Origin of the sequence: Marinobacter mangrovi (genome assembly GCF_016798325.1) — a bacterium.
GTDB lineage: Bacteria > Pseudomonadota > Gammaproteobacteria > Pseudomonadales > Oleiphilaceae > Marinobacter_A > Marinobacter_A mangrovi.
In genome coordinates this window covers 105,095-129,688 of sequence record NZ_JAERVO010000009.1, presented here as the reverse complement: position 1 = coordinate 129,688, position 24,594 = coordinate 105,095, and the positions used below count along the sequence as shown (strand labels likewise).

The 24,594-nt window shown below is 59.6% G+C and carries 16 protein-coding genes; 3 read left to right on the top strand and 13 right to left on the bottom strand.

The window, feature by feature from the left end; genetic code table 11:
* Nucleotides 1-35: 35 nt before the first annotated feature.
* From hemE to JL474_RS20950, 11 genes are all read right to left on the bottom strand, one after another.
* A complete protein-coding gene (gene hemE / locus JL474_RS21000; protein WP_203143922.1) occupies nucleotides 36-1,106 on the bottom strand; it encodes a uroporphyrinogen decarboxylase in 1,071 nt (356 codons plus the stop codon).
* A 49-nt stretch (nucleotides 1,107-1,155) separates the two neighbouring features.
* A complete protein-coding gene (locus tag JL474_RS20995) occupies nucleotides 1,156-2,574 on the bottom strand; it encodes an FAD-dependent oxidoreductase (RefSeq protein ID WP_123634183.1) in 1,419 nt (472 codons plus the stop codon).
* A 70-nt stretch (nucleotides 2,575-2,644) separates the two neighbouring features.
* Nucleotides 2,645-7,093 carry a glutamate synthase large subunit gene (gene gltB, locus JL474_RS20990; RefSeq protein WP_203143920.1) on the bottom strand — a complete coding sequence of 1,483 codons (4,449 nt, stop codon included), beginning with the start codon at nucleotides 7,091-7,093 and terminating at the stop codon, nucleotides 2,645-2,647.
* A gap of 277 nt (nucleotides 7,094-7,370) precedes the next feature.
* Nucleotides 7,371-9,059 (bottom strand): AAA family ATPase, encoded by a 1,689-nt coding sequence (locus tag JL474_RS20985; RefSeq protein WP_203143916.1) that lies wholly within the window; start codon nucleotides 9,057-9,059, stop codon nucleotides 7,371-7,373.
* A gap of 30 nt (nucleotides 9,060-9,089) precedes the next feature.
* A complete protein-coding gene (aroB, locus tag JL474_RS20980) occupies nucleotides 9,090-10,178 on the bottom strand; it encodes a 3-dehydroquinate synthase (protein WP_203143913.1) in 1,089 nt (362 codons plus the stop codon).
* The gene (aroK, locus tag JL474_RS20975; protein WP_203143910.1) at nucleotides 10,171-10,737 is read right to left on the bottom strand and encodes a shikimate kinase AroK; all 567 of its coding nucleotides are present in this window, start codon (nucleotides 10,735-10,737) and stop codon (nucleotides 10,171-10,173) included. The genes aroB and aroK overlap by 8 nt, the downstream gene beginning before the upstream one ends.
* Before the next feature lie 129 nt (nucleotides 10,738-10,866).
* Nucleotides 10,867-12,924, bottom strand: a complete 2,058-nt coding sequence (gene pilQ / locus JL474_RS20970) for a type IV pilus secretin PilQ (RefSeq protein WP_236012421.1) — start codon at nucleotides 12,922-12,924, stop codon at nucleotides 10,867-10,869.
* 65 nt (nucleotides 12,925-12,989) lie between these two features.
* Nucleotides 12,990-13,538, bottom strand: coding sequence for a pilus assembly protein PilP (locus JL474_RS20965; RefSeq protein WP_203143904.1), 549 nt, complete (start codon nucleotides 13,536-13,538; stop codon nucleotides 12,990-12,992).
* A gap of 2 nt (nucleotides 13,539-13,540) precedes the next feature.
* Nucleotides 13,541-14,155, bottom strand: coding sequence for a type IV pilus inner membrane component PilO (locus JL474_RS20960; RefSeq protein ID WP_203143902.1), 615 nt, complete (start codon nucleotides 14,153-14,155; stop codon nucleotides 13,541-13,543).
* A complete protein-coding gene (locus tag JL474_RS20955; protein ID WP_203143900.1) occupies nucleotides 14,152-14,721 on the bottom strand; it encodes a PilN domain-containing protein in 570 nt (189 codons plus the stop codon). Before JL474_RS20955 ends, JL474_RS20960 begins: the two co-directional genes overlap by 4 nt.
* Complete coding sequence (locus JL474_RS20950) at nucleotides 14,721-15,788, bottom strand: pilus assembly protein PilM (RefSeq protein ID WP_203143898.1); 1,068 nt, start codon at nucleotides 15,786-15,788, stop codon at nucleotides 14,721-14,723. The genes JL474_RS20955 and JL474_RS20950 overlap by 1 nt, the downstream gene beginning before the upstream one ends.
* A 185-nt stretch (nucleotides 15,789-15,973) precedes the next feature.
* Here JL474_RS20950 and JL474_RS20945 point away from each other — a divergent pair, with 185 nt between their 5' ends.
* The gene (locus tag JL474_RS20945; RefSeq protein WP_203143896.1) at nucleotides 15,974-18,427 is read left to right on the top strand and encodes a penicillin-binding protein 1A; all 2,454 of its coding nucleotides are present in this window, start codon (nucleotides 15,974-15,976) and stop codon (nucleotides 18,425-18,427) included.
* Between the two features lie 78 nt (nucleotides 18,428-18,505).
* On the opposite strand, the gene JL474_RS20940 is transcribed toward JL474_RS20945, so the two are convergent.
* Together JL474_RS20940 and rpmE are read right to left on the bottom strand one after the other, a co-directional pair.
* Nucleotides 18,506-19,771 (bottom strand): malic enzyme-like NAD(P)-binding protein, encoded by a 1,266-nt coding sequence (locus tag JL474_RS20940; RefSeq protein ID WP_203143894.1) that lies wholly within the window; start codon nucleotides 19,769-19,771, stop codon nucleotides 18,506-18,508.
* 317 nt (nucleotides 19,772-20,088) lie between these two features.
* Complete coding sequence (gene rpmE, locus JL474_RS20935) at nucleotides 20,089-20,307, bottom strand: 50S ribosomal protein L31 (RefSeq protein WP_123634171.1); 219 nt, start codon at nucleotides 20,305-20,307, stop codon at nucleotides 20,089-20,091.
* 194 nt (nucleotides 20,308-20,501) lie between these two features.
* Here rpmE and JL474_RS20930 point away from each other — a divergent pair, with 194 nt between their 5' ends.
* Both JL474_RS20930 and argS read left to right on the top strand, forming a co-directional pair.
* On the top strand, nucleotides 20,502-22,679 hold the full coding sequence (locus tag JL474_RS20930; RefSeq protein WP_203143892.1) for a primosomal protein N': 2,178 nt from the start codon (nucleotides 20,502-20,504) through the stop codon (nucleotides 22,677-22,679).
* A 206-nt stretch (nucleotides 22,680-22,885) separates the two neighbouring features.
* Nucleotides 22,886-24,571 (top strand): arginine--tRNA ligase, encoded by a 1,686-nt coding sequence (gene argS, locus JL474_RS20925; RefSeq protein WP_203143890.1) that lies wholly within the window; start codon nucleotides 22,886-22,888, stop codon nucleotides 24,569-24,571.
* Nucleotides 24,572-24,594: the final 23 nt, after the last annotated feature.

The window sequence follows — 24,594 nt, the reverse complement described above, 5'->3', positions numbered from 1 at the left end:
ACGGGGGCAACCAACCCGATCGTATTAATCGCGAGCTACTTGCCGCCATGGTAAGGCGGACTCAGCTCGCAGACCGCGCGAATGAAGGCATCCGCGTGGCTCGGATCGACATCCGGCGTGATGCCATGCCCCAGGTTGAAGATATGGCCGGATCCCTCGCCGAAACGCGCCAGGATGTGCGCCACTTCTTCGCGAATCCGCTCAGGCGGTGCATACAGCATGGTCGGGTCCATATTGCCCTGCAGCGCAACACGGTCGCCGACCCGGGCACGGGCCTCGCGAATGTCCGTGGTCCAGTCCAGACCCAGGGCGTCAGCACCGGACTCCGCCATCGATTCCAGCCACTGCCCACCGTTCTTGGTGAACAGGATGACCGGCACGTGGCGGCCTTCGTGCTCGCGGATCAGGCCGTCCACGATCTGTTTCATGTAGGCCAGTGAGAACTCGGTGTAGGCCCAACTCGGTAGCACGCCACCCCAGGTGTCAAAAATCTGCACGGCCTGGGCGCCGGCACGAATCTGGGCATTGAGGTAGTCGGTCACCGCATCCGCCAACTTGCCGAGCAGCGCATGCATCACCGCCGGTTCGCTGTAGAGCAACCGTTTGGCTTCGCGGAAGTCCTTGGAGGAGCCGCCTTCGACCATATAGGTGGCCAGCGTCCACGGACTGCCGGAGAACCCGATCAACGGCACGCTGCCGTTCAGGGCCTTGCGAATGGTGGCCACCGCAGAGACCACGTAGTCCAGATCGGTGTCCGCCGTCAGGGTAGGCAACGCTTCGACGTCGGCTGCAGAACGCACCGTATGACGGAACTTGGGACCTTCGCCCGTCTCGAAATACAGGCCCAGCCCCATCGCGTCCGGAATGGTCAGGATGTCGGAAAACAGGATGGCGGCATCCAATGGATACCGCTCGAGGGGCTGCAGCGTCACCTCACAGGCGAGTTCGGCATTCCGACACAGACTCATGAAATCGCCGGCCTTGGCGCGAGTCGCCCGGTACTCCGGCAGGTAACGCCCTGCCTGGCGCATCATCCAGACCGGTGTGCGATCCACCGGCTGGCGCTGGAGTGCGCGCAGGAACCGGTCATTCATGAGTGCTGACATAATGCCCCTTATTCAATCTGCCTGTGCCGTCGTATTGCGGCTGCTCTCGTTAGACATCCAGGTAATCGAGGATACCTTCGGCCGCCTGGCGCCCTTCCCAGATAGCCGTTACGACCAGATCCGAACCGCGGACCATGTCGCCGCCGGCGAAGATCTTCGCATTGGACGTCTGGAACGGGTACTCCGCCTCTTCCGGTGCCGCCACACGGCCGGAATCGTCGATGTTCACATCCAGCTTGTTGAACCATTCCGCCGGACTCGGACGGAAACCGAAAGCCACCAGGACGGCGTCGGCCGGGATCACCTCTTCACTGCCCGGCACCACTTCCGGACGACGGCGACCGTTTTCGTCCGGCTCGCCCAGGCGAGTCTGGATGACCTTGATGCCTTCGACCCGGTCCTCGCCAATGATGGCGATCGGCTGACGGTTGAACATGAACTTGACGCCTTCTTCCTTGGCGTTGGCCACCTCGCGACGGGAGCCTGGCATATTCGCCTCGTCCCGACGATAGGCACATGTCACGCTGGCTGCCTGCTGGCGAATCGCGGTGCGGTTGCAGTCCATCGCCGTGTCACCACCGCCGAGGACCACCACGCGCTGGCCTTTCATGTCGATGAACTCGCTGTCCGTCGCGGAAAAGCCCAGACGGCGGTCGACGTTGGACACCAGGTACGGCAGCGCGTCGTAGACACCCGGCAGGTCTTCGCCCGGGAAGCCGCCTTTCATATAGGTGTAGGTGCCCATGCCCATGAAGACGGCATCGTATTCGTCGATGATGTCTTCCAGCAGCACATCTGTGCCCACGTCCGTGGACAGGCGGAATTCGACGCCCATGGATTCGAAAATCTCACGGCGGCGCGCCATGACGCTCTTTTCCAGTTTGAACTCGGGGATACCGAAGGTCAGCAGACCACCGATTTCCGGATAGCGGTCAAAAACCACCGGCTTGACGCCGTTGCGGGCCAGGATGTCCGCACAGCCGAGGCCGGCCGGACCGGCGCCAATCACCGCAACTTTCTTGTCCGTCCACTTGACGTGAGACAGGTCCGGACGCCAGCCCAGGGCAAAGGCGGTGTCGGTAATGTACTTCTCCACCGAGCCGATGGTGACCGCGCCATAACCGTCGTTCAGGGTACAGGCCCCTTCACACAGACGATCCTGCGGGCAAACCCGGCCGCAGACTTCCGGCAGGGAGTTGGTCTGGTGGCACAGCTCGGCCGCCTCCAGGATGTTGCCCTCGGACACCAGCTTCAGCCAGTTCGGGATGTAATTGTGTACCGGGCACTTCCACTCGCAGTACGGATTGCCACAGTGCAGGCAGCGATGCGCCTGACTGGCAGCGTCTTCCTGCTTGAACGGGTGGTAGATTTCCTGGAATTCCTTTTTCCGCTTGCTGGCCGGAACCTTCTTCGGATCGACCCGGCCAACCTCGATAAACTGGAAATCGTTATTCAGTCTCTCTTTCATCACGCGACTCTCAAGTATTCAATTTCGATGCGGGGTTCAGGTGGCGCCGCCGAAGCGGCGCGTGCGGCCGTTATTCCGGTCGCGCCCGAGTGCTGGCCAGCAGGGTGCGCAGGCTCGCCGCCTTGGGCTTAACCAGCCAGAACCGGCCAATATAGTCATCGAAATTGTCGAGGATGTGCTCCGCCCATTCGCTCTGGGTCTCCGTCACATGCTCACGGATTACGCTGCGAAGATGGTTGCGGTACGGCTCCATGTCTTCGCTGGAAATACGCTGGATTTCCACCAGCTCGTGGTTGTACTTGTCCACGAAGGTGTTCTGCTGGTCCAGGACGTAGGCGAAACCGCCGGTCATACCCGCCCCGAAGTTGTGGCCGGTATTGCCCAGTACGGTCACCAGACCGCCGGTCATGTACTCACAACAGTGGTCACCCACGCCTTCAACGACGGCGTGCGCCCCGGAATTCCGGACACCGAAACGCTCACCCGTGGTGCCTGCAGCGTAGAGTTTGCCGCCGGTCGCCCCGTAGAGACAGGTGTTACCGATGATCGACGTGTCCTGGGTCTTGAAGCTGCTTTCCCGCGGCGGACGGATAACCAGTTTGCCGCCGGTCATGCCTTTACCGACGTAGTCGTTGGCATCGCCTTCGAGGATCAGGTTCAGGCCACCGACGTTCCAGACGCCGAAGCTCTGCCCAGCCGTGCCGGTCAGCTCCAGCGTGATCGGCGCGCCGACCATACCCTGGTTGCCGTGCAACTGGGCGATTTCACCCGAGATCCGGGCGCCAATGGAGCGATCGCAGTTGGTGACGCGGTACTGCCAGGTACCACCGGCCTTATTGGTGATCGCCTCGCTCACGTCACTGACCATCTGCTCGGCCAGCGTACCTTTATCGAAAGGCGTGTTGCGCTCCACCTGACAGGTGTGTGGCTTGTCAGCCGGAATGTGATCGTTCTGCAGCAGCGGGTTCAGGTTCAACTTCTGCTGACGCGGCGTGTCACCCGGCAGTACTTCCAGCAGATCGGTCCGGCCCACCAGCTCTTCCAGACTGGTGACGCCCAGCTTGGCCATCCACTCCCGGGTTTCCGCCGCCACGAAGCGGAAGAAGTTCATCGCCATTTCGACGGTGCCCTTGAAGTGATCTTCACGCAGCTGGTCGTTCTGGGTGGCGACACCGGTCGCGCAGTTGTTCAGGTGACAGATCCGCAGGTATTTACAACCCAGCGCCACCATCGGGGTGGTGCCAAAGCCGAAACTTTCAGCACCCAGGATGGCCGCCTTGACCACGTCCAGACCGGTCTTCAGACCGCCGTCCGTCTGCAGGCGGATCTTACCGCGCAGGTCATTACCCCGCAGCGCCTGATGCGCCTCGCTCAGACCCAGCTCCCACGGGGAACCGGCGTAGCGGATCGAGGTCAGCGGGCTGGCTGCGGTACCGCCGTCGTAACCGGAGACGGTAATCAGGTCGGCGTAGGCCTTGGCGACACCGGCCGCGATGGTCCCCACGCCCGGCTCGGACACCAGCTTCACCGATACCAGCGCTTTCGGGTTGACCTGCTTGAGGTCAAAGATCAGCTGCGCCAGATCCTCGATGGAGTAGATATCGTGGTGCGGCGGCGGTGAAATCAGGGTCACACCCGGTACGGAATAGCGCAGACGGGCGATCAGTTCGTTGACCTTGCCTCCCGGCAGCTGGCCACCCTCACCGGGCTTGGCGCCCTGAGCGACCTTGATCTGCATGACGTCTGCGCTGCGCAGGTATTCCGCGGTCACACCAAAACGGCCGGAAGCCACCTGTTTGATCTTGGAGCGTTTCTCGGTGCCGTAACGGGCGGGATCTTCACCGCCCTCACCGGAATTCGAGCGACCGCCCAGGGTGTTCATCGCCACCGCCAGCGCCTCGTGGGCTTCCGGCGACAGCGCCCCCAGGGACATGGCCGCAGAATCGAAGCGCGGGAAAATGGCTTCCACCGGCTCGACGCTGTCCAGATCCACCGCCTTGATGTCCTTGCGGAAGGTCAGCAGGTCGCGCAGGGTCGCCACCGGACGCTCGTTCACCAGGCCGGCGTATTCGCGGTAGGTGCCGTAATTGCCGTCGATGACCGCGCGTTGCAGGGTATTGACCACATCAGGGTTGAACGCGTGGTATTCCTGCCCGTGGACGTATTTCAGCACGCCGCCCTGGGCGATCGGCTTACGCTGTTTCCAGGCATTGCTGGCCAGCAGTTCCTGATCCTGCTGGAAATCGTAGAAACCGGCACCCTGGATGCGGCTCGGCACTTCACAGAAGCACAGGTCGACCACTTCGTCGGCCAGACCGATGGCTTCAAACAGCTGGGCGCCACGGTAAGACGTGATGGTCGAGATCCCCATCTTGGACAGGATCTTGAGCAGGCCCTTGTTGATGCCCTTGCGGTAGTTATTCTTGGCCTCGATCGGATCCATCATGACTTCACCGGTGCGGATCAGGTCGTTGAGGATCTGGTACGACAGGTACGGGTAAACCGCCGTCGCGCCGAAACCGAACAGCACGGCAAAATGGTGCGGATCCCGCGCCCAGCCGGTTTCAATGATCAGGTTGGAGTCCGAGCGCAGGCCTTTGCGGACCAGATGGTGGTGCACGGCGCCGGTGGCCATCATGGCATTGACCGGCAGTTCACCTTCCTTGAGGTCCTTGTCGCTCAGGATCAACAACACCTTGCCGTTGCGCACGGCCTGCTCGGCCTCGTCACAGACGGCTTCAATGGCCTGCTTGAGCCCCAGCTCAGGACGGTAGCTCAGGCGGATCCGCTCGACTTCAAAACCCGGCCGGTCGTTGCTCTCGATGCGCAGGAACTTGGCCGGCGACAGCACCGGTGTGGACAGGATAATCCGGTTGGCGTGATCCGGCGTTTCCTCGAACACATTGCGCTCAGCCCCCAGACAGGTCTCCAGCGACATGACGATGGATTCCCGCAACGGGTCGATCGCCGGGTTGGTCACCTGGGCGAACTTCTGACGGAAAAAGTCAGCTGCGTGGCGAACCTTGCTGGACAGCACAGCCATCGGCGTATCGTCACCCATGGAGCCCACCGCTTCCTGACCGCTTTCGGCCAGCGGACGCAGCACCTGGTCCCGCTCTTCGAAAGACACGTGGAACATCTTCTGATGGATTTTCAGCTCGTCGCTTTCCATCAGCTTGAATTCCGGGGTGTCCTGATTCAGCGTCGCCTCGACACGCAGCGCGTTCTCACGCAGCCAGCGCTTGTAGGGCTGGGCGCTCTTGAGGCGCTGGTCGATGTCCTTGGTATGCAGGACTTCGCCGGATTCGGTGTCGATCGCCAGCATCTGGCCCGGTCCGACACGGCCCTTGGCCACAACGTCTTCCGGCTTGTAGCTGTAGGTACCGATTTCGGAGGCCAGCGTGATGAAGTCATCCTTGGTGATAACCCAGCGCGCCGGCCGCAGACCGTTCCGGTCCAGCATGCAGACGGCATGACGACCGTCGGACAGCACCAGGCCAGCCGGACCATCCCATGGTTCCATGTGCATGGAGTTGTATTCGTAGAAGGCCCGCAGATCGGAATCCATGGTGTCGACGTTCTGCCAAGCGGGCGGAATCATCATCCGCACCGCACGGAACAGGTCGACACCTCCGGCCAACAGAATTTCCAGCATGTTGTCCATGCTGGAAGAGTCGGAGCCGGTCCGGTTAACCAGCGGCTGCAGGGTTTGCAGATCCGGCAGATCCGGCGACTTGAACTTGGAGGCCCGGGCAATTGCCCAGTTCCGATTGCCTTCGACCGTGTTGATCTCGCCGTTGTGCGCCAGGAAGCGGAACGGCTGAGCCAGCGGCCAGCGCGGCATGGTGTTGGTGGAGAAGCGCTGGTGGAAGACACAGATGGCCGTATGCAGGTCCGGATCGCCCAGGTCCTGATAGAAGGTGGGCAGATCCACCGGCATCATCAGGCCTTTGTAGGAGATCGTCTTGTGCGACAGGCTGCAGATGTAGAATTCGGGATCATCCGCCATCTCGCGCTCGGCGTGGCGACGCCCCAGGAACAGACTGATGCCGAATGCCGGCTCATCCTTGCCCGCCGGCTCCACGAACACCTGTTCTATACGCGGCAGACAGTCCATCGCCATGGGGCCGAGGCAACTGCTGTCCGTCGGCACTTCACGCCACCCGACGATCTCCAGCCCCTGGTCGACAAGATGCTTTTCGAGAGTCTTACGACCCCGTTCGGCTTTCTTCTCGTCCTGATCGAGGAAAATCATGCCAACGCCGTACAGGTCGCCCAGCGTCTTGCCCAGACTTGCCTTGGCGGCCTTGCGCAGGAATGCGTCAGGTTTCTGCAGCAACAAGCCACAGCCGTCACCGGTCTTGCCGTCCGCCGCAATCCCACCACGGTGGGTCATGCAGGTCAGCGACTCGATGGCAGTTTGCAGCAACTTGTGGCTGGCATCGCCCTTCATGTGGGCAATCAGGCCGAATCCACAGTTGTCCCTGAACTCACCGGGATGATACAAACCTGTCATCATAAGCGTTCTCTCACTAAAATATTCTTTTCAATCAACGGGATAGGTGCCGAGCCCAGGCACATTACCCACTGACACTGAAAATGGGGGCTGGCTATTTTACATGCGCAGTAATACGTACTCAAATTGTTGAGCGATTTTTAACGCACTGACGGAATATAAAATTGATGAGATTGGAACAAAAAAGAATAAAAACCGCGCCGTATGAACCCGGGCGGCTTACTTCCTGGCGACGACGCTGCGCCAGTTGCGAATCAGGCCTGACGGCCCTGGCACATCATCAAAGGCCGGACCGCGAGCGAATCCAGACGTCGTGCTCGGCCAACCCCTGTGGCAGATCGCTCACGGCCTGACGGGCCTCGTTACGACTGGAGAATTGCCCGTACACCACAACATACCACGGTTTGCCCTTTCTTGTAGAGCGTGTGTAAACCATGCCCTCAATGTCCGGGTGCTCGCTCAGGAAGTCGAGAGCCGTCTTTTCCTCATAGCCTGCGATAAACTGCGCTGTCAGGCCCGCGCCGGCCCGAAGCGCTTCGACAGGCGTGAAACGATCAGGGGCCTGCGGCTTGAAAGCCCGCTCGGGAGTCTCATCGGCGGCTTGGTCGGCGGAGACCGCTGTCTCTGCGTCAGCCTGACCTGTCGATGCATTCGGTTGTGGTTGATTGTTCTCGCTGGATGTCTCCGCCGGTGCTGCCTCCGGCTCAGCCACCACATTGGCCTGATCAGCGGGGGTCGGCTGCGGCACTTCCGTTGACTCAGCCTCGGACGGTTGCGCTATCGCCGCGACAGAGTCCGCTGCAGTCACCTCGTCCGCCTTTGGCTCGTCAGCCGCAAGCGCATCGTTCCCGGCGACTGGCGATTGATCGGGCGCCCCATCGCCGGCTGGCGCATCTGGAGGAACCTCATTGGCCTTGGCCTCGGAAGCCGATATCGGATCGTTCAGCGACACATCGGGAGCCGATCGTTGTGGAGAAGACGTCGTTTCAGCCTCGGGGTGCCAGGACTCTTCATCGGGCCCCAACCTTATGGTTTTGCGCTCAACGGGCGCCGGCTGGTCGTTCTGGTGCGCGACCACGTCATCGTACTGCCAGGAAACCATGAGCCATGAGCCGCCCAGCAAGAGCAACACCGCTAGCGGAATGACCAGTTTTCGCGGGCTCATGCGGTTTCGTCTCGCCGCCGGCTGATGGCCAGCCATGTCCAGCCAGACGGCGGGCGCGGTTCGCTTGAGACGACCGAAACTGCCCTGCCCCAACTCATGCAGTTTTTTCAGGTGACTCGCCGCTAACAGCACATCCGGATCACCCCCGGCCTTGGCGATTCTTGGCCGAAGGTAATCGGCAATTTCATCGCGATTCAGAGGTCGCAGATGAATCTGGTGAGCCTGATGCTGCAGACCGCCCCCTTCGCTGTCCAGCATATCGAGCAAGGTATCCGAGCCGGAGAGCACGGGGACGGCCGCCTGCCCCCGATCCGCGTGCGTAAACGCCGCCACCAGCATCCGCAACAACGGCGCCGCCATATGATCCGCGTCATCGACCAGCAGGACGATACGACGGCCCCGGAGAGTCGCCCTCTCACTCCACTTGAAGAAGTTGTAAATGGCGTCGCGAACCGTCCGCCCGGTAGCCAGTCCCTGATGGGCAATCGCGAGCAGACGATCAGCCAGAGCCTGTTCGCTGGCCAGGTCGGTGGTGCTCAGACGCTGAAAATCGAGGCGATCGGACTCGTGACGGACCAGTTCGGCCAGCACCCGGGTTTTGCCGGCACCCCGGGCACCGGTGACCAGGATGGCCATATCCCCGAACGCCGTCAGGTGACGCAGGGTTTCCAGCGAATACTCGCGCTGCCCCCCGGGGTAGAAAGGCACGTCCATGGCAAGCGGATCCTGGCCCAATCCATAGCGGGACTGGAGTCGTTGAAACAGACCACCGGGGTCGCTGGTCAACTGTTCGTCAACTGCCATGGCATCTTCCGTGTCCGTAATTCGCGATACTCAGTTGCAAAACCGGGCGAGCGTTTCGCCCAGCTTTTGTGCGGGGAAGTCCGAGGTCACGACCGCCTTGCCCAACGATTCCAGCAGGACCAGCCGCAGCGCTCCATCGACATTCTTCTTGTCGACCGCCATCAATCCCAGAAAATCGTCCGGCGTCATTCCAGCGGGCGGCTCAAGCGGCAGATCGGCACGTTGCAGGATGCGGGCAACACGTTCCAAATCGTCAGCGCTGAGATAACCGAGACGGCAGGACAGATCAGCCGCCATCAACATGCCGGCTCCGACGGCTTCACCGTGCAACCAGGTGCCATACCCGGTAAAGGTTTCGATCGCATGGCCAAACGTGTGGCCGAGATTGAGAATGGCACGTAACCCGCCCTCCTTCTCATCCACTGCGACCACCTCCGCCTTGCAGGCACAGGACCGGTAAATCGCCTCAACCATCGCGGTGGCATCCAGTGACCGGAGGGCGGCCATATTGTTTTCCAGCCATTCCAGAAAGGCCGGCTCACGAATCAGGCCATATTTGATGACCTCCGCCAGCCCTGCAGGCAACTCCCGCGGCGGCAGGGTGCCCAGCGTATCGGTATCGATCAGCACGACTTCCGGCTGATGAAACGCGCCGATCATGTTCTTGCCCAGCGGATGGTTGATGCCCGTCTTACCACCAACCGAGGAATCCACCTGCGACAACAAGGTTGTCGGAATCTGTATGAAGTGCACGCCACGTTGATAGCAGGCCGCCGCAAAGCCGGTCATATCACCAATCACGCCACCACCCAGCGCAACCAGCGTCGTTTTCCGGGTATGCCGATTCTCCAGCAGGGCGTCGAAAATAAGGTTCAGCGTTTCCCAGTTCTTATACCGCTCGCCATCCGGAAGAACGACACTGTCGACCGCCTTACCGGGGAACGATCCGGTCGCGCGCTCCAGATAAAGTGGCGCCACGGTCGCATTCGTCACGATCAGGACACGATCACCCCGGACGTGAGAAGACAGGTCCACGGATCCAAGCAGCCCCTGGCCAATCAGGATCGGGTAGCTGCGCTCACCAAGATCGACCGTTAGCGTGCGTGCGACGTCAGGCATGTTTGTGTCCTTCCTTCCTCAGGTGCCGTTTCTTGCGGGACGTCCGTGGCTTGATGCGATTAATGAGTTGGCGCACGACGAGTCTCGGGCTCTTTTTATCCGTCATCATCACGATATCGGCAAGCTGGCTGTAAATCGGATTCCGTCGATCAAACAGATCCTGCAACACGGCGCGGGGATCGTCATGCTGGAGCAGCGGGCGGTTGCGATCACGCCGGGTGCGCTCAAACTGCTGGTCCACAGAGGTCTTGAGGTAAACGATCAACGCAGCCCGACGCAAGCTGGCGTGGTTTTCTTCGCGCATGACCGCACCGCCGCCGGTTGCAATCACAGCACCGGTTTCATGGGACAGCTCTTCCAGGATGTTGCTCTCGCGGGTTCGAAAGCCGCTCTCGCCCTCGACGTCGAAGATCCACGGAATATTGGCTCCACAACGCTCTTCGATCAGGCGGTCGGAATCGATAAAGCGATAGCCCAGTTCTCTGGCCAACAGGCGTCCAATCGTGCTTTTCCCGGCTCCCATAGGGCCCACGAGCACAATACGTTCCGGCAACGGCATAGTTCTGCTCAATCCAATACAGGGCGCTGAGCATAGCACAGGCGCCAATCCCGCGATAAGCGCCTGTTCGCCTCGGTACAAACAAAAAAGCCGCCTCTTCCGAGGCGGCTTTTGGGATCCTGGCAGTGATCAGTCGATCAGGTCGCCTTTCAGGATCTTCGGCGTAATGAAGACCAGCAGCTCGCTGCGCTCATCAACCACCGACTTGTTGCGGAACAGCGCTCCCAGGTACGGAATGTCGCCCAGGAACGGCGTCTTGGTAATGGTGGTGGATTTTTGAGACTGGAATATACCACCAAGCACGACCGTTTCACCGTTACGGACCAGCACCTGGGTTGTAACCTCATTGGTATCTATGCTTGGTACCCCATCAGTCTCCTCACCTCGAGAATCCTGATTCACGGCAAGATCCATAATAATTTTGTCGTCAGGAGTTATTTGGGGCGTCACTTCCAGAGACAGTACCGCTTCCTTAAAGGACACAGAAGTAGCACCACTCGAAGAAGCCTCCTGATAGGGTATTTCTTCACCCGACTTTATTCGGGCTGTCTGGCGATCAGCTGTCACGACCTTTGGTTGTGCCACAATTTCAGCTTGTCCATCGCTCGCATACGCCGATAACTCGAGATCCACCAGGAAATCGGTACCGATGTAACCGAAGGCAATAGAAGAAGCATTCGACTGGGCGGCACCAAGATTGACGTTTAAGCTATCAGCAGGCAGCGTCAGTGAACCTGAGGAGATATTGCTGATACCACTTTGCGTGCCTCCAACAACCACGTTGTTATTACCGCCATTAGCATTACCGCGACCTTCAACTCCCCACTGCACACCCAGCTCCTCAGCCAGATCAGTGGACGCGCGAACGATACGGGCCTCGATCAGAACCTGACGCACAGGCACATCCCAAGTGGAAACCAATCTTCTTATCTGCTCAAGCTTGTCGGCCGTTTCACGCACACTGATTGTGTTGGTGCGCGGATCAGAAGATACGAAGCCACGATCTGAAATCAGCTCTTCATCTGCCTTTATCAGAGTGACAATGTCGGCAGCCTTTGCGTAGTTGACCTGGATAATATCCAGACGGACCGGAGCCAATTCAGCAATCTGCTTGGATGTTTCCAGCTCCATACGCTCTCGGGCAGCAATTTCGTCAGCCGGTGCAACCAGCAAGACGTTACCAATCTGACGCTTGTCCAGCCCCTTGGTCTTCAGAATCAGATCCAGAGCCTGGTCCCAGGGCACGTTTTGCAGACGCAGCGTAATGCTGCCGCTGACCGTATCACTGGCCACCAGGTTCAGACCCGTGAAATCGGCGATCAACTGCAGGACCGAGCGAACTTCGATGTCCTGGAAGTTCAGGGACAGCTTCTCGCCGGTGTACGGGAACTTCTCCTCGCGACGATTCTCCGCCTCTTCATCAGACAACGGTTCAACGCTCACCGTAAACTCGTTGCCGGCCTGGTAGGCCAGATAGTCGTAGTTGCCTTTCGGGCGAATTTCCACAACCGCATCATCGCCCTGCACAAAGGTATCCACACGCGTGACCGGTGTTGCGAAATCGGTGACATCCAGGCGACGACGAAGGGATTCAGGGACCCGGGCACCATCCATCACCAAACGGATCCGACCGCCGGTTTCGGACAGGTCCACAGACATTTTCGGGCTGGACAGGCTGACGACGATCTGGCCTTCGCCATCCGCCCCCCGATGGAAATCGACGTTGGAAATGGCGTCCTGAGACGACGCTGACGAAACGGCGGACTGCACCGGTGTACTGGAGGTCGTCTGGGCGGCTGCCCGTCCTTCAACACCGCCGATCTTCATGGTGATAGTATTGCCGGTCACGTCCGTGGTGTAGGGAACCAAATCCACCAGATTGAAGATCAGGCGGGTCCGGTCCTTGGTATCGACAACCGTCATGCTCTGGGCATTACCACTGCCCAAAGAGATGCTGCGGCTCTGCAGGGCACTGGCCACCCCCTTGAGATCCACCGCGATTCGGGCCGGACGCTCGATCGTATAGCCGGTCGGCTGCGGCGGGGTTCCATCGAACTTGAGAACGACCTCAGTCCCGTCGCCCGGGAGTGCCGTGAATTCGACATCATTCAGGCTGACCGCGTTCGCCAAGCCGGACATCATGCCGAGAGCAGCCATGCCGATTATCAATACAGTTTTTCTGAACATCGTTAGCCTCGACCCCAACCTATTTTGTACACACAGATTTCTTGAATTATTCATGTCGCCGCTCCTTAGCCCTCACTCAGTTCAAGGGTTCGCGGCCGCTTGACCCAACCACCGCTGCCATTGGGCACGATTTCGATGAGTTCAATACGGGTCTCGCTCACTCCAACGACACGCCCGTAGTTTTCGCCCATATAGCTGCCTTTGCGGACTCGGTGAATGCCGCCAGTATTATCTTTCACCAAGGCGAAAAGCGCACCGCTACTATCAGCCCGTTTAAGAGTGCCTACCATACTCAGATTCGTCAGTTGGAAGTTTTCCAGAACTTCCTTGGGACGATCGAAATCCGGTTCGATATCGCTTTCCGGCTTTTCATCTACCATGGTGAGCTGGACTTCCACCGGCACCTCAAACGGTGAACGACGATCGGCAGCCGAATAAGTGAAAGCCTCATAGGCTTTAAACTCCGGCAGCGGTTCGACGTGACCGCGCGGCTTTGACCTTGCTTCCGACATAAACTGATCCAGATCGGAAAAGCCATTGCCCTGGGAACAGGCCGTCAACAGTGTCGCCAAACAAACCATAGTCCAGGCTTTACAGGCATGCTTGCTCATCATGCTTACTCCCCAGCCCGGTAACGATAAGTCCTCGCCTGAACCTGCATTTCAAGCTCCCGGCTTTCGGCCTTATCCGTTGGTTTGATATTAAAGTCGTGCAAAGTCACGATACGTGGCAACCCAGCAATACTGCTTACAAAGGAAGCCAACTCGTGATACGTGCCGCGTACCTTGAGGTTGATCGGCAACTCCACATAGAAATCCTTCTTTTGTTCTGGCTGCAGCTTGATCTCATCAAGCTCAAGACCATTGCCCACGGCAGTATTGGTGATGTCTTCCAGAAGACCGGGCACTTCGGTATCACTGGGCAACTGTTTGACCAGCGCACCGAACGTTTCTTCCATTTCAACCATCTGCTTCTTGAAGACCGCCAGGTTGGCCACCTTGTAGGCCTTCTGCTCGTATTGGTCCTTGAGCTCCACCTCCTTTTTCTCTACACGGCTGAGCTGGCTATACTCGTCTTTGACGAAAAACCAATAGCCGCCACCCAGGATCAGGCCAAAGACAAACAGCATGACGATGACCTTGACCGGCATCGGCCAGATGCCAGCGTTGTTCAGATCGAGGTCATTGACATCAAATTCGTTCAGGCTTTTAAGAGAGTCCGCGAGGCTCATTTCTTACCCCCCTCCTCTTCGGGCTCCGGAGTTTTCTGGTCCACCGAAAGATTGAATTGACTGTAGCCGGCACGATCACTGTCAGCGGACGACACATTCGTAAGATTGGGATTTGCAAACCATTCGGAGTCTTCGAAGTGACGCATCAGACTGGAAATACGGTTGTTAGACTCGGCCATTCCAGTAATCTCAAGTTGATCGCCGGTTTTTGTAAGTTCTGTGTAGAACAGTCCGTCGGGCAGCGTTTTCACCAACTCGTCGAACACTCGGACTATAATAGGTCGCTTACCCTGCAGATCTTGAATCACCTTCATTCGGGCAATCAGCTCATCACGTTGGCGACGCAGGTTTTCGATCTCCTTAATCTGGGAATCCAGGGATGTCGTCGCTTTCTGGATGTAGGAATTACGAGATTCCTGGTAGGAAATCTGGTCGTCCACGTGCCCCTTCCACAGGAAACCCAGGCCAGCAGCGACGATGACCGCGCCCACAATCATGACGACGAACTGCTGCTGCTTCTCCGCCCGCAGTTCCTCGCGCCAGGGTCTGAGGTTAATCTTCGCCATCAGTCAAAACTCCTCATCGCCAGACCACAGGCAATCATCAGCGACGGCGCATCGTTGCTCAGTGCGGACGCATTGACCCGGGAGCCCACTGCCATATCGGCAAACGGGTTAGCCACCAGTGTGGCGGTGCCCGTTTTCTCCTCAACCATCTCGGTCAGCCCCTGAATGGACGCTGTACCGCCAGCGAGGACGACATAGTCAACCGCGTTATACTGGCTGGCACCGAAGAAGAACTGCAGTGCACGGGCCACCTGCTGGACGACCGCCTCCCGGAACGGGGACAGCACTTCCACCTCGTAGTCGTCCGGCAATCCGCCCTGCTTCTTGGCCAGTCCGGCCTCTTCGAGGGACAGGCCGTAGCGGCGCTGGATTTCCTCGGTCAGCTGCTTGCCGCCGAAGATCTGCTCACGCGTGTAGACAGTCTTGCCGTCCGCCAGAACGCTCAGCGTGGTCATGGTGGCGCCTACATCGACAATCGCGACCACCAATTCCTCACCCTGTGAGTCCAGTTGCGGCTCGACCAGCGTATAGGCCCGCTCAAGGGCATACGCCTCGACATCGACCACCTTGGCGGAAAGCCCCGCGATGGAAAGCGCATCTTCCCGGATATCGACGTTTTCCTTGCGGCAGGCTGCCAGCAGGACGTCGACCTGGTCGGGGTTGGTTTCCGAGGGGCCCTGGACCTCGAAGTCGATGGCGACTTCGTCCAGCGGATAGGGAATGTACTGATCGGCTTCCAGCGCGATCTGGTCTTCCATTTCAAATTCGTTGAGGCCGGCATTCATCTGAATCAGCTTGGTAATGACCGCCGACCCAGACACAGCCACCGCGGTTTGCTTTGCACTGGCGCGAGCCTTGCTCACCACCTTGCGCAACGCGTCACCGACGGCCTCTACATCCGTGATATTTTTCTCGACAACAGCGTTGGCAGGCAGCGGTTCTACCGCATAGCTCTCAACCCTGTACCGCTCGCCACTCTGCCTGGAGAGTTCCAGAAGCTTGACCGAGCTTGAACTGATGTCGATACCCAGCACAGCACTGGACTTTTTACCGAACAATCCGAACACGCGCTCACCCTATACCTGGTTTAATGCACCCGGTTACGACTTTTTTATTTAAGAGAATTTGTTTTGCTTTGCGTCTACAATGCGATTTCTTCTTGGAAGAAAGGCAAAGTGAACTTTGAGGATGCCTTATCCTTCTAAAGCAATTTCTCAGATGATAGACCTATATCTAACAGTTGTCAGAAAAAATGTCCCGAATGATCCGCTTTACTCGCATTAGTACATGGCTGTTTTTTTTCGGCCTTTCGATCGGCGCCATGCTGCTTTCAAGTTTCTATCTTTACCTGCGCCCGGGTTTGCCATCTGTCGATCAACTTGTCGACATCCGGCTCCAGACACCGCTTCGGGTCTATTCCAGCGACAAGAGATTAATAGCAGAATTCGGTGAAAAGAGAAGGGCTCCGATCACAATCGAACAGATCCCCAACCTTCAGTTACATGCCTTCCTGGCCGCCGAGGATTCGCGATTCTACGAGCACAATGGGGTCGACATCAAAGGCCTGGTGCGGGCTGCAGTGGAACTGGTCACCACCGGTTCGATCCGCTCCGGGGGCAGTACCATCACAATGCAGGTTGCAAAAAATTACTTTTTGACACGGGAACGTACCTTTATCCGGAAGTTCAACGAGATACTGCTTGCCTTTCAGATAGAGCGTGAACTTCCCAAGAACAAGATCCTGGAACTGTATTTAAACAAGATATATTTGGGCAATCGGGCCTACGGTATCCAGGCCGCGTCCCAGGTTTATTACGGCAAACCGGTGAATGAACTGGAGCTGGCTCAGATGGCCATGCTGGCCGGTCTGCCCAAGGCGCCGTCGGCTTACAACCCACTCGCCGACCCACAGCGCGCCCTGTCCCGCCGCAACTGGATCCTGCAGCGCATGCGCGAACTGGGCTATATCTCGGACACCGCCTACGACCTGGCGTCACGTGCACCGATTACCGCCAGCTTCCACGGCGCCGAGCATGAGCTCAAAGCCGACTACGTGGCCGAGATGGCCCGCTCGGAGATGGTCAGACGCTACGGTGACGACGCCTACACTGACGGCTACAAGGTGTACCTAACGGTCGACAGCGATAAACAAAAAGCGGCCAACGACGCCCTCCAGGCCGGCCTTGAAGCCTACGATCATCGCCATGGTTTCCGCGGTCCGCTGGGCCACCTGGACGACGATACGCTGGAATCCGGCGAGCTCGACAAGGCGCTGGGCAGCTATCCGGCCTATCCCGGGCTGACACCGGTTGTTGTCACCAAGTTGAACGACGAATCGGCCACCGTCTACAGCCAGCCGACCGGTGAAACCCAAATGCCGTTCGACACCATGAAATGGGCGCGCGAGTACCGCAACGAAAACCGGCGCGGATCCGAGCCGACGAAACCGGCGGACGTTCTCAAGGTCGGGGATGTGGTGTACGCCCGCCCGCAATCACCGCCCCCCAGCTCCTCTGCGTCGAATGACGAATTACCCGAAACGGTCGCCAAACCGTCCATGGCTCTCGAACAACTGCCCCAGGTCGAAGGCGCGCTGATCTCGCTGGATGCAAAAACCGGCGGCATTCAGGCCCTGACTGGCGGCTACAGCTTTGAGGAATCCAAGTACAACCGCGCCATTCAGGCAAAACGTCAGCCGGGGTCCAACTTTAAACCGTTCCTTTACCTGTCGGCCCTGGAGAAGGGAAAGACAGCGGCCACGGTCATTAACGACGCCCCGATCGTCCTGGACGATGCCGACCAGGAATCGGTCTGGCGTCCGGAAAACTCGGGCAGCCGCTTTGCCGGGCCGACCCGCCTGCGCAAGGCGCTGTACCAGTCCCGCAACCTGGTCTCTATCCGGCTGCTACGCTCGATCGGCATCGACTACACCCTCGATTACCTTCAACAGCTGAAAATCGACACGTCGGGCATGCCGCACAACCTGACGCTCGCTCTAGGCAGTGGCACCCTGTCCCCGATGGAAGTAGCCCGCGGCTTTGCGGTCATTGCCAATGGCGGCTATGACGTCACGCCCTATCTGATCGACCGCATCGAAGACAGCCGCGGTAATATCCTTTACGCGGCTCCCAGCGTCATTCAGTGCGACGACGACTGCGCCGACCTGGCGGCCCGATCGCCCACACCGGATGCCGGCTTCCCGGCCATCCGCACGGCACCCCGTCTGGCGGACAAGCGCGCGGTTTACATCATGCACTCGATATTGCGCGACGTGATCGAAAAAGGGACCGGCCGCCGCGCCCTCGCCCTGAACCGCAAGGACGTCGCCGGCAAAACCGGGACCACCAATGAGCAGCGGGATGCCTGGTTCTCCGGCTTCAATCACGACCTGGCCACGACGGCCTGGGTGGGCTTCGATACCCCTCGACCGATGGGGCGCGGCGAGTACGGCGCTGTTGCCGCACTGCCGGTATGGCTGGATTACATGAAAGTCGCCCTGAAGGATGCGCCGTCGTCGTATATGCCCCGCCCCAATGGCATCGTGACCGTGAAGATCGATCCGGAAACCGGCGAGCGCGCAGCGCCGGGCAACCCCGACGCCATCTTTGAACTGTTCCGGGAAGAAAACGTGCCGGCCCAGCAGTCAGCCGACACCATTCGCAACCAGGACAACGGCGACGCGGTCATGCCCCAGGAACTGTTCTAGCGTCCCAACGCTTACCTCAACCGGTATTCCGGGCACAAAAAAACCGCCGAAAGGCGGTTTTTTTGTATCCCCAGCGACTTACCGAATGTCGTCGATCGACTTCAACGGGTAGTGTGCCGGGTAGGCATGACGCGCGACGCCGGAATCGACCGCCGCACGGGCAACCGCCGCCGGCACGAACTCGAGCAAACGCACATCCATCGGCTTGGGAATGATGTACTCCTTGCCGAACTCAAAGCTCTCCACACCGTAGGCTTCGCAGATTTCCTTGGGCACCGGTTCTTTCGCCAGGTCACGAATGGCGTGAACCGCGGCCACTTTCATCTCTTCGTTAATGGCCGTTGCACGAACGTCCAGCGCACCACGGAAAATGAACGGGAAGCCCAGGACATTGTTGACCTGGTTCGGGTAGTCGGAGCGGCCGGTCGCCATGATCAGATCGTCGCGGGCGGCCAGCGCCACTTCGGGACTGATCTCGGGATCCGGGTTGGAGCAGGCAAAGACGATGGGGTTCGGCGCCATTTTCTTCAGCTGCTCAGCCGACAGCAGGTCCGGACCGGATACACCCACGAAGACATCCGCGCCGTCGATCGCGTCATCCAGGGTGCGGAACTCGGTTTCCGTCGCGAACATGGCCTTGTACTGGTTCAGGTCGTCACGACCCGCATGGATCACGCCCTTTCGGTCCAGCATGAAGATATTCTCGGACTTCATGCCGCAGCTGATCAGGAGTTTCATACAGGCAATCGCGGCGGCGCCGGCACCCAGACAAACCACCCGGGCCTCCTCCGGTTTCTTGCCTTGCAACTCCAGCGCGTTGAGCATGCCGGCCGCCGTCACGATGGCCGTGCCGTGCTGGTCGTCGTGGAATACCGGCACATTGCACTGTTCTTTCAGCGCACGCTCAACTTCAAAGCATTCGGGCGCCTTGATGTCCTCCAGATTGATACCGCCGAAGGTATCGGCAATCCGGGCCACGGTCTCGATAAACGCCTGGGGACTTTCGGAATTCACTTCAATGTCAAAGACATCAATACCGGCAAAGCGCTTGAACAGAACGCCCTTGCCTTCCATGACCGGCTTGCTCGCCAGAGGGCCCAGGTTGCCCAACCCGAGAATGGCAGTACCATCCGAAATGACAGCAACCAGGTTACCCTTGCCGGTATATTTGTACGCATTCTCGGGGTCTTTCGCGATCTCGCGGACCGGTTCAGCCACGCCCGGGCTGTAGGCCAGGGAAAGATCGCGGGATGTCCGCGTCGGCTTGGTGATTTCAACGCTCAGCTTACCCGGGCGGGGGTTGGCGTGATAATCGAGGGCCGCTGCTTTCAGATCTTGAGACATTGCCACTGTTCCGTTTGTCACGTTAATCGGGTGGAGCGTCATTATATGGGCCGAAGGTGAACGATCCGGTCAACGATCGACACGGACAATGCCCGAATGAACGGCATGGCCCCGGCCCCACTCTCACTTTATAGTTCTCCGCCAGCGCTGGCGCGAGCGCGACATTATGGCGTGACTACCCAGCTCAAACAAGGGCGGCTGCGCAAATACTGACCAGCCGTAACCATGAATTTTTTCATGCCCCACATAAGCAAAAAAGGCGCCATTTGGCGCCTTTTTTGCTCGTCCCACCGCTATCGGCGGAATGGGTCCGCGGATCAGCTGCCTTTCTTGATACGGCCGCCGAAACGCTTCTGGAACCGGTCGATACGACCCGCTGTGTCCATCACCTTCTGCTTACCCGTGTAGAACGGGTGGCACTGGGAACAAACGTCCAGCTGCATGTCACGGGCAATCGTGGAACGGGTCTTGATGACATTACCGCAACTGCAGGTTGCAGTAATTTCTTCGTACTTCGGGTGGATACCTTCTTTCATGGGAAAACCCTCTTTGCATATGCCGCCACCTGATCATCTGCCAGGCACCGCATGGGGTAAAATGGCCATGGCGGTTAAAATGCCGCCAAAATCAGACGGCGAATCATATCAGAATTCCCTTGATTCGCAATAGATGAGCCTGTAGCAGTGTTCCCTTATACTGCGCCTTTCCTTTTTCCAATGACGGAGACCCTGTGACCCAGACGGCACGCATTGCGCTGTCACGCCCCCTGCGACGACTGTTCGACTACAGGATCCCCGACGGCATGGTTGTGCAACCAGGCCAGCGAGTCCGTATTCCGTTCGGCCGCCAGTCGCTGGTTGGCCTTGTCGTGGACACCGGCGTTCAGCCGCCAGAAGGTATCAAGCTCAAACCCATCAGCGCCGTTCTCGAAGACTGGCCAGCCTTGCCCGATGAGACTCGTACCCTGTTGCAGTGGGCCGCCAGTTACTACCAGCATCCGCTCGGCGAGTGTCTTTTTATGGGGCTGCCTCCGGCACTTCGCCGGGGGCGACCCGCGTCGCAACCCGCCGAGCAAGCATGGACCATTGTCCCCGGCGCCAGTACCGCGCCATTGCCGGCCCATGCAAAGCGCCAGCAGGCCCTGCTCGACTGGCTGTCGGATCTCGGCGAGCCGATGGGGCAAAAGGACATCCTGGCGGCCGGTTTCTCCCGCGCCCAACTGAAAGCCCTGGCGGACCGCGAAATGATCCGTGAAGCCAACGCCAAAGAGCAGCTCAGCTCCCGCAAGCCCACGCCTGTCGACACCCTGCCGGAGCTAACCCCCGCCCAGAACGAGGCCTTCGGACAACTCCCCTGCCCGGATGAGGGATTTACCGCCTCGCTACTCTATGGCATCACGGGCAGCGGCAAGACCGAACTCTATCTTCATTATATAGAGCGGTATCTCTCCGACGATCAGCAGGCCCTGGTGCTGGTCCCGGAAATCAACCTCACCCCCCAGACTGTGCGACGCTTCACCCGCTACTTCGGCGACCGCATTGCCGTCTGGCATTCAGCCCTGAACGACGGCGAACGCCTGCACACGTGGCTGCGCATCCGACAGGGCGACCCGGTCATTGTCATCGGCACCCGCTCGGCGGTCACCCTGCCCTTTATGAGACTGGGGGCCCTGATCGTCGACGAGGAGCACGACACGTCCTTCAAACAGGGCGAAGGTTTTCGCTATTCCGGCCGCGATCTCGCTGTATACCGGGCCCACCTGAACCAGTGCCCGGTCATACTGGGATCAGCCACGCCGTCGATCGAATCCTGGCACAACGCCACGTCCGGAAAGTACCGCCTGATTCGACTGGAGGAAAGGGCCGGCGAGGCCCGGCCACCCACCATGCGGCTGCTCGACATCCGCAGCCGACCGCTGGAGGGCGGTCTATCGCCACGCGCCCTGCAGGCGGTCCGCGAACGGATCGAGCGCCAGGAGCAGGTACTGGTCTTCGTCAACCGCCGTGGTTTCGCCCCGGTGATGATGTGTTTTGACTGCGGGCACACCAGCGAATGCCCTCGCTGCGACTCCCGGCTCACCTTCCACCGCCGCGACCGGGCCCTGCGCTGCCACCACTGCGATTACCAAACCGCCGCGCCGCTCACCTGCCCGAGTTGCGACAGCGACGCCTACAAACCCATCGGTCAGGGCACCGAACGCACCGAAGACGTGCTCCAGTCGGCTTTTCCCGACACCCCGGTGATTCGGGTGGACCGGGACAGTACGCGCAATCGCGGCAGCATTGATCGCATCCTCGAACGCGTGAATACCGGTGAGCCTTGTATCCTGGTGGGCACCCAGATGCTGGCAAAGGGTCACGACTTTCCCAACGTCTCACTGGTGGTGGTGGTCAATGCCGACGGCGGCTTGTTCAGCGTGGACTTCCGGGCGCCGGAACAGCTGGTACAGACGCTGCTGCAAGTCAGCGGTCGCGCCGGCCGAGGTGTCATCCCCGGCACCGTCCTGATCCAGACCTGCCACAGTGAGCACCCACTTCTCAACCAGCTCTGCGACGGCCACTATCCCACGCTTGCCGAGCACATACTGGCAGAACGCGAGGCGCTCAGCCTGCCGCCCTTCCGGGCCATGGCCCTGCTTCGGGCAGAAGCCGCCTCCATGGAGGAAAGCCTGTCCCTGCTCGATGCCGCCAAGGCACAGATCCGGGACAATCGCATCGAAACCTGGGGGCCTTTGCCGGCGCTGATTGCCCGACGCGCGGACCGCCACCGGGCACAGCTGATCTTCCTCAGCGATCGTCGCGGGCCCATGCAGGCGACATTGGCGAACCTGTGTTATTTCCTTGAGAATGAAAAGAAGCCGGCCACACTGAAATGGCAGGTGGATATCGATCCCCTGGAAACCGGGTAGCTCGGGACACCCGATAGTGGTCCGCCACATTGAGAAAGGCCGGGCTTTCCGCGATAATACGCGATCCTCGAGAGGGCTCGTTCCGGGGCCTCTGATGAGTGACTGACCCGCCTCCGGCTGACACAGCATGCCGAGGCCGTTACGGGGTTCATCAGAGGCTCTTTCAGCCCATTCAATGCTCCGATCCGACAGAGTCATCTGCCAGCATGAAAGATACGGTAACCCAGCTACTTGAAGCCGCCATTGCGGCGCTCCAGGCCGACGGCGTTTTGCCGGCCGACCAGACGTTCACGCCGAATGTCGACAACACCCGCGACAAGGCCCACGGCGATTTCGCTACAAACATCGCCCTGGCCACCGCCAAGGCTGCTGGGAAACCACCGCGACAACTGGCCGAAGCCTTGATCGACAAGCTGCCGGAGAGCCCGGCCGTCCAGAAAGTCGACATTGCCGGCCCGGGCTTTATCAACTTTTTCATGAGTGACGCCAGCAGCTTCGACATTGTGCGCACGATCATTGAGTCCGGTGAAACCTACGGCCGCAACAACAGCGGCCAGGGCGAATCGGTACAGATCGAGTTCGTCTCAGCCAACCCGACCGGTCCGCTGCATGTCGGTCACGGTCGCGGTGCGGCGATTGGCGATTGCCTGGCGCGACTGCTGGAAGCCAACGGCTATCAGGTTTCCCGCGAGTTCTACTACAACGACGCCGGCGCCCAGATCGACAACCTGGCGCTGTCCGTTCAGGCCCGCGCCCAGGGCAAGACTCCTGAGGACGAGGGCTGGCCCGCTGACGGCTATCGCGGCGACTACATAGTCGATGTGGCCAAGGCCTACCTGGCCGGCGAGACAGTGACGGCCGACGATCGGGAAGTGACCGCCAAGGCGGATGCGAACGACCTGGACGCGATCAAAGCCTTTGCCGTGGCCTACCTGCGCCGCGAGCAGGATCTGGACCTCAAGGCTTTCGGCGTCGAGTTCGACGTCTATTTCCTGGAGTCGTCCCTGTACAGCGATGGCAAGGTGGAAGAAACCGTCCGCATGCTGACGGACAACGGCTACACCTATGAAAAGGAAGGCGCCACCTGGCTGCGCACCACCGAGTTCGGCGACGACAAGGACCGGGTCATGCGCAAGACCGACGGCGGCTACACCTACTTCCTGCCGGACGTCGCCTATCACCTGGACAAGTGGCGCCGTGGCTACACCACCGTGATCAACGAACAGGGGGCTGACCACCACTCTACAGTCACGCGGGTGCGCGCCGGCCTCCAGGCCCTGAAAACCGGCATTCCACAGGGGTGGCCGGATTACGTCCTGCACCAGATGGTGCTGGTGACCCGTTCCGGCGAAGAAGTGAAACTGTCCAAACGCGCCGGCAGCTACGTCACGCTGCGCGATCTGATCGACGAAGTCGGCCGTGATGCCACGCGATTCTTCCTGGCGGCGCGTCGGGTCGATTCCCAGTTGACCTTCGATATTGACCTGGCCCGCTCCCAGACCAATGAAAACCCGGTCTATTACATCCAGTATGCTCATGCCCGGATCTGCAGCGTGCTGCGCAAGCTGGCCGCAGAAGGTATCCAGGCCGACCGCCGGGCGCTGGTGGAGCGCCTGGACGGCCTGGGACTGGAAGAGGAACGGGATCTGGCCAATCGCCTGGCCCAGTATCCGGAACTGATCGCCAATGCGGCCGCCACGCGCGAACCGCACCACGTCACCCATTACCTGCGCGACCTGGCCGGGCAGTTCCACACGTATTACAACGCTCACAAGGTCTTGGTGGACGACGAAACCATCCGCGATGCACGAATCGCCCTTTGCCTGGCGGTCCAGCAGGTGCTGGTCAACGGCCTGTCGCTGATCGGCGTCGGCGCACCGGAAGAGATGTAACCCACAGGACAGCAGTCCAGCGC